This window comes from Archangium sp. (assembly GCF_036388035.1).
Lineage (GTDB): Bacteria > Myxococcota > Myxococcia > Myxococcales > Myxococcaceae > Archangium.
On sequence record NZ_DASVSO010000941.1, the window covers coordinates 1 to 6,639 of the forward strand.

The window sequence follows — 6,639 nt, forward strand, 5'->3', positions numbered from 1 at the left end:
CAGCGAGCCACTGCCCACGCGGGCCCTCGCGGGGCCTGACCAGTCCGTGCAGCAGGGCCAGTCCGTCCTCCTCGACGGCACGGGCTCCTCCGGAGACCTCACCGGCTTCTCCTGGAAACAGACCGCCGGCCCCCCCGTGACACTGTCGGGGGCCACGCTGGCCACGGCCTCCTTCACCGCGCCGGGCGTCTCGGGGGCGCTGACTTTCGAGCTGACGGTGAGCGGGCCCGGCGGGACCTCCACCGACACGGTGCGGGTGACGGTGCTCCGGGCGACGGTGCCGGTGGCCCGCGCGGGCCCGGACCAGACGGTGGTGCAGGGGCGCACTGTCACCCTCGACGGCTCGGCCTCCACCGGCGCGGCGAGCTTCCAGTGGCGCCAGACGGCAGGCGTCACCGTCGTCCTCACCGGAGCGACGACAGCCCGGCCGACCTTCACCTTTCCGGCCCAGGACACGGTGCTCGTCTTCGAGCTGACCGTGAGCGGCCCGAGAGGCAGCGCCCGCGACACCGTCCGCGTCTCCCGCGTCCGGGACACTCTCACCCCCACGCTCGTCGAGTTCCGCACCGGCCCTGGGGAGTGGCGGGTCACGGGCACCGCCACCGTCGTGGGGCCGGACAACACCGTCACCCTCTTCATGGGATCCACCCCAGGCGGACGGGTGCTGGGTACCGCGCAGGTGGACGCGCTCGGCAACTGGAGCTTCCGCGAGCGGGACTCCACCCAGCCCCCCGATGGCTCGCGGACCGTGAGCCTCCAGTCGAGCGCGGGCGGACAGGCGCTCGCGGTTCCGGTGCGGGTGCGGCGCTAGCCCTTCGTCGGCATGTGGCAGACACGTCGCCGCGGTGAGTTCCCCGGTGAGGAGGCAGGTATGAGCAGCGAGTGCGAGGCGTTGGCCGTGAGCACGATGACCTACCACGTCACGGCGCTCCAGGTGGTGGTCTACTTCAACAGGGAAGGAGACCACGACCACGATGGACTCATGTTCGCGCTCACGGCGAACGTCCCCATCCTCAAATACATCCAGGCCCTGGGACGGGTGGGCCTGCCGCCGAGCGCGGAGCAGCCCGACACGCCAGAGCAGTGGTATGCCCAGGCGAAGGCCCGTGCCGACGAGCTTGGCATCGAGCTGCCCTCCAGTCCCGAGGAGGCTCGCCAGCCGTACCCCCTGGTGCGTCCGCTCGTGCTGCGTGCCCGGAAGGGCGACCGCGTCCAGGTGGAGCTGCGCAACGACATCCGGAATCGCCAGGTGGGCCTGCACCTCGTCGGTGACGGCTACGACGTCAGGACGGACGATGGCTCCCACGTCGGGCGCAACCCCTCCAGTCTCGTGGGCCCCGGCGAGCGCCGCACCTATGAGTGGCGCTGCGACCACGAGGGCGTCTTCCCCTTCCACGATGGCGGGAACTTCTCCGGGGGCGAAGATGGCACCCACGTGCACGGCCTCTTCGGCGCCCTGATCGTGGAGCCCGCGGGGTCGCGCTGGCGCGACCCGGTGACGGGCCGTCTCTCGGAGGATGCACACGGCGTCCGGGAGCTGGATGGGCTCTACCTGGATGTGCTGCCCCCAGGAGTGCCTGACGCGTGCGCTCCGTCGAACACCACCCTGGACGACCACGTGTGGCCGCCGCCCGTCGAGCACCCCGACTTCGACACGAAGGCCCACCGCGAGTTCGTCATCTTCTTTCACGACGAGCCCGAGTTCCAACCGCCCCATGGTGCCCCGGAGCCCCATCCCTGCGAGGGCGATGACACCGGCGGGGACCCGGCGGGGCAGCTGCATCCCGGCGCGCCCGCGGGCGGCGCGGCGGGGCACGGAGGGCACGGGGACCTGATGCCCATCATGCCCGTCTCCTACCGTGCCGAGCCGATGATCAACCGCGAGCGCATCCTCTGGCGGCTCCTGCGCGAAGGCCACGTCCTCCAGCGGCCCGTCCTCAACGAGGAGCAGCACCACAGCTCCTGGATGTTTGGCGACCCGGTCACGCCCATCCTCAAGGCCTACATTGGCGATCCGGTCCGCATCCGGCTCATCCACGCGGCGGTGAAGGAGACGCATGTCTTCCACCTGCACCTCTACGAGTGGCATGCCGTGGCGCAGGATCCGAACTCTCCGCGCATCGACGCCATCTCCATCAGCCCGCAGACGGCCCACACCATCCAGCCCCTCTGGGGCGCGGGCAACCGCCACCAGGTGGCGGGCGACGTCATCTGGCACTGCCACCTCTACCCCCACTTCCACGAGGGGATGTGGGGCATGTTCCGCACCTTCGAGACGCTCCAGGAGGGGACGGACGGCCCCCCGCTGCGGAGCACGGACGCGCGCTACGCCGGGCGGCGCCTCGGCCGCTACCCGGACGGCACGCGCATCGAGAGGCTCCTGCCGCTGCCGGACCCCGATCGTCCGCCGCCGCCCCGGCCCACGCCGACGAAGCCGGGCTACCCGCTCTACATCCCTGGCGAGGTGCGCCAGAAGTCGCCGGTGCCACCCTGGCCGTACGCGGACAGGCCCATGCCCGGCGACCTCGACTACCGACCCGAGCCCACGCAGCTCGAGCGCGAGGCCTTCAATCAGAGGCCGGTCCCCGGAGAGCTCTTTACCCGCCGCCCATTGAGCGTGCAGCAGACGGAGGAGTACGCGGCCAACTCCCGGTTCGGCACCTGGAACGGCCCCAGGGAGGTCCAGCGCGACGTCGTCGTGGCGATGCGCCCCATCGTCTACAACAGCCAGGGCTGGCACGACCGGCACGGGCACCTCTTCTACCTCGCCGCGGAGGGTGACCCGGCCACACGCCCCGGCCCCCGCGAGCCGCTCTTCTTCCGCGCCCAGCACGGCCAGATTCTCAACCTCACGCTCTCCAACCAGCTGCCGCGCACCATCCCCGCGACGGAGTTCGACCCCGCCTTTCCCCCCTGCGAGAAGCTCCCGTGGGAGGGCGAGTGCGGCCTGCACGTGCACATGGTGAAGTTCGACCCCATCTGCGGCGACGGTGCGAGCGTGGGCTGGAACTACCTCAGCGGACCGAGCTTCGGAAAGAAGATGGTCTACCGCTGGTGGGCCGACAGGGAGTTCGGCACCATCTTCTTCCACGACCACCTCTTCGCCAACTACCGCCAGAAGCACGGGCTGTTTGGCGCGCTCCTCGTCGAGCCCATTGGCGCGAAGGCCTTCCACCCCTTCGAGCCGGAGCAGGAAATCGTGAGCGGCCCGCAGGCCAGGGTCCAGCTCCCCTCGGACGTGCGGGGCGACAGGTGGTTTCGGGAGTTCTGCATTGCCATTGGCGACCACATCCCCATGTGGGACCGGGACGGACGGCCGCTCAATCCGCCGGCGCACCCCGGGGGACATGGCGACCAGGGCGTCATGGCGTTGAACTACCGCAACACGCCCATTCGCGAGCGCTCGGGCGACCCGGCGCATTGGTTCAGCTCCCGGCAACATGGAGACCCCGACACCACCATCTTCCACACGTATGAGAATGAGCCGCTCTGGATTCGCCTCGTGCAGGGCTCTCACGAGGAGCAGCACAGCTTCCAGATTCATGGCATGCGCTGGCGGCGCTTCCGGGCCAACCTCGACTCGTCGCTCCGCGCCCAGCAGACGGTGGGCATCGCCGAGGCCTTCACCTTCATCAACGACGAGCCCTTCGGGGCGGGCGACTACCTCTACAAGTTGTCGGCCGCGGACGACCTGTGGCTCGGCTGCTGGGGGATCATCCGCGCCCTGCCACGGAGCTCCCGGAGCGGGGCGGGCCAGGACCTGCGGTCGCTCAGGGCGGACGCCGAAGCCTTGCAAGGCTCCGGCGTCGACGTGCCCTCCGACCTCCCGGTGCGACGCTTCCGGGTCATCGCGGAGCCTCGACGGCTGGTCTACCGCGAGCCGGACCTCGTCGACCCCTTCGGGCTCGTCTATCGCCTCGTCTCCGTGCAGGGGCCTGGCGAGCAGGAGCCCCGCCCCGTCGAGGCGAACCCCGACGAGCCGCTCGTCCTGCGCTGCCGCGAGGGGGAGCAGGTCGAGGTAACGGTGGAGAACCGGCTCCCGCCCGGCATGCGGCCCGAGCCCTTCGCCCCCGAGGTCCCCGTGGAGAAGGACGACCGCCGCGTCTCCCAGCAGGTGTCGCTGCACGCGGACCTCGTGCGGTACGACGTCACCCACAGCGATGGGGCCAACGTCGGCTTCAATCCTCCGCAGACGGTGCTGCCCGGCCAGGAGCTCACCTACGTGTGGCGCGCTACCCGGCCCCCCGCGCCCAACGTCAACGCCGGGGAGCCTCTCGGCCCCGTCCTGCTGCAGGACATGGCGGACTTCCGCCACCACCGCCACCATGGCCTCGTCGGCGCGCTCATCATCGAGGCGCCCGGCGCCACCCCCTACGCGGTGAAGGGGAGCGCGGCCACCGCGGCCCCGGACGCGCCCGAAGCCTGGTACGGCGCGCGGGCGACGATTGTCCAGGAAGGGGAGCGCTCCGAGGAGGTCGTCCTCCTGATGCAGGACGGGTTGCGCCTCTACCTCCATGGGAACGTGAACTTCCCGCTGCCAAACGAACCGGGCGATGGCCCCAACGCGGCCGATGCAGAGGACCAGGGACAGAAGGGCTTCAACTACCGCAGCGAGCCCATCGGGCCCCTTTTCAGTCCGACGGGCGGTGAAGCCTCGCTGGCCGACCCGACCCCCGCCACGCCGGTCTGGTACGTGCCGGTGGGCAGGCAGGTGCGCTTCCACCTCGTCGGGGCGCTCGACAAGCCGCGCAACTACAGCTTCACCATCCACGGGGTCACCTGGCCGGAGTGGCGCTTCCTCTCGCCCACCGGAGAGCCCCGGGTCTCCTCCGAGTCCGCCATCAGCTGCGGCACGGCGCGGACCTTCGAGTTCACCCCCCTGCATCCCGGTGACTACGCCTATCGCAGCGGCATGACGAGGTGGGCCATCCCGCAGGGGATGTGGGGGCTGCTGCGGGTCGTCCCCGACGTCTAGGACGACAAGCGGTGCCGCGTCGGGGGCCTGAGCGAGCTGAGTGCGCTCAGGCCCGCACGAGCTGGATGCGCGTCTTCTTCGGCGGCGCGCCGAAGGGGAAGTAGGTGAGCTTGGGCTGTGCCGTTCCCGGAGCGAGCTGGGGCCTCAGTCCCCGGCGAGCCAGCTCGCGCGCGAAGGCCGTCGCGAACTGCACCACCTCTACCCAGGCCAGGTGGTAGCCCAGGCAGAAGTGGGGGCCGCCTCCGAACGCCGCGGTCTCGATGGCCGAGGGCGGCAGGCGCCTCCCCATCCAGCGCGTGGGATCGAAGCGCTCCGGCTCGGGGAAGAACTTCGGGTCGTAGCCGTAGGTCCCAAGGGGCACGAGAACCATCGTGCCCTTGGGCACGCGCTTGCCGTGCAGCTCCAGCTCCTCGGTGGCCTGACGCCCCGTCCACGACACGGGCGGGTACATCCGCAGCACCTCGCGGAAGAGCGCCTCGGCGAAGGGGTGACGCTTGAGCTCCTCGGGCGAGCGGGGCAGGCCCGGCGCCGCCACCGCCTCCTCGCGCAGCTGCACCCAGAGGTCCGGCTGCTGGGCGAGCACGATGCCCAGCCACGCCATCACCGACGCGGTCGTCTCATGCCCCGCCAGGGCCAGCAGGCGCAGGTTCTGGATGAGATCCGCCTCACCGAGCTCGCGCCCTTCCTCATCGCGCGCCTTCAGCAGCGCCGCGAGCGTGCCCTGCATGTCCGGCTTGCCCCGCGCCGTGGCAATCAGACGGGAGAAGTGCGCATCGAGCCACTCCCGCCCCGTCCTGGAGCGCCTCGCGGGCGAGTAGGGAAAGTCCCCCTTCAGGGGGAGGGCTCCGAGGATGAACTCGCGGTAGTGGCGATTCCAGGGCTCCAGCTCGCTGCCCTCGATGCCCATGATGCGGAAGATGATGTCGAGCGCGAGCCCCTGGGTCTGGGAGAGCAGGGAGAAGGGCTCCTCGGGGAAGCGGGCCACGTAGGACTCGATGACCTCGGCGGAGATGGCGGAGGCCCCACTGGACGTCAGCCCCCGAGGCGTGAAGGGCCCGCTCATGGCCGAGCGCACGCTCCGGTGGGGGACTCCATCCCGCGACAGGAGGGAGTCGCCGATGAAATCCGGCAACTGCTCGCCGATGAACCCGCTGCGGGCCACCTTGTTCTTGAGCAGCTCGAAGCCGGGCTCACCCATGCACACGAGCGTGTAGAGGCCGACGTTCTTCGTCCAGAACAACGGGCCCACCTGGGCCTCCGCGTCCCGGAGGAAGGTGAGGGCGTTGCCCATGGTGTACAGGGAGTGCCCCACCAGCGGCAGGGCGCCAGGGAGGACGGGAATCCCCTCCCGCAGTTCCGCATTCTGGGACGAGCGGAAGAACAGCTTCTTCAGGGCTTGCATGAGGCTGTGCATACAGACGGCGCGAGCCCGGCACAATCTCTGCGTGGAATCCCGTTTTTACTGGTTGCGAGTGGCTATCGGTTATTGCATGCTTGCGCGCCCAGATGAAAGGACGCAGCGCCATGGCATCCACCGCACAAAAATCGACGTCTTCTTCGCTTCGTTGGGGGATCGGCCTCCTTGTCTCCGTGCTCTCGGCCTGTGGCACGGCCGTGACGCCGCCCGTGGCGGTGGATGACGGGGCCGAGCTCTCGGTCGCGGA

3 protein-coding genes are annotated in these 6,639 nt (G+C 70.2%); 2 read left to right on the forward strand and 1 reads right to left on the reverse strand.

All coding sequences use genetic code 11. From position 1 onward, the window contains the following. A partial coding sequence (locus VF697_RS39105; protein ID WP_414641435.1) for a PKD domain-containing protein occupies nucleotides 1-811 on the forward strand: 811 nt, incomplete at its 5' end. Nucleotides 812-871: 60 nt separating this feature from the next. Further along, nucleotides 872-4,975 carry a multicopper oxidase domain-containing protein gene (locus VF697_RS39110; protein WP_331103220.1) on the forward strand — a complete coding sequence of 1,368 codons (4,104 nt, stop codon included), beginning with the start codon at nucleotides 872-874 and terminating at the stop codon, nucleotides 4,973-4,975. Between the two features lie 46 nt (nucleotides 4,976-5,021). Here the strand turns inward: VF697_RS39110 and VF697_RS39115 are convergent, their stop codons facing one another. Beyond that, nucleotides 5,022-6,377, reverse strand: coding sequence for a cytochrome P450 (locus tag VF697_RS39115; RefSeq protein ID WP_331103222.1), 1,356 nt, complete (start codon nucleotides 6,375-6,377; stop codon nucleotides 5,022-5,024). Nucleotides 6,378-6,639 lie beyond the last annotated feature (262 nt).

Bases quoted from the DNA above. Each gene is read 5' to 3' on its own strand.
- VF697_RS39110 (WP_331103220.1), top strand. From the start codon at position 872: ATGAGCAGCGAGTGCGAGGCGTTGGCCGTGAGCACGATGACCTACCAC.
- VF697_RS39115 (WP_331103222.1), bottom strand. From the start codon at position 6,377: ATGCAAGCCCTGAAGAAGCTGTTCTTCCGCTCGTCCCAGAATGCGGAA.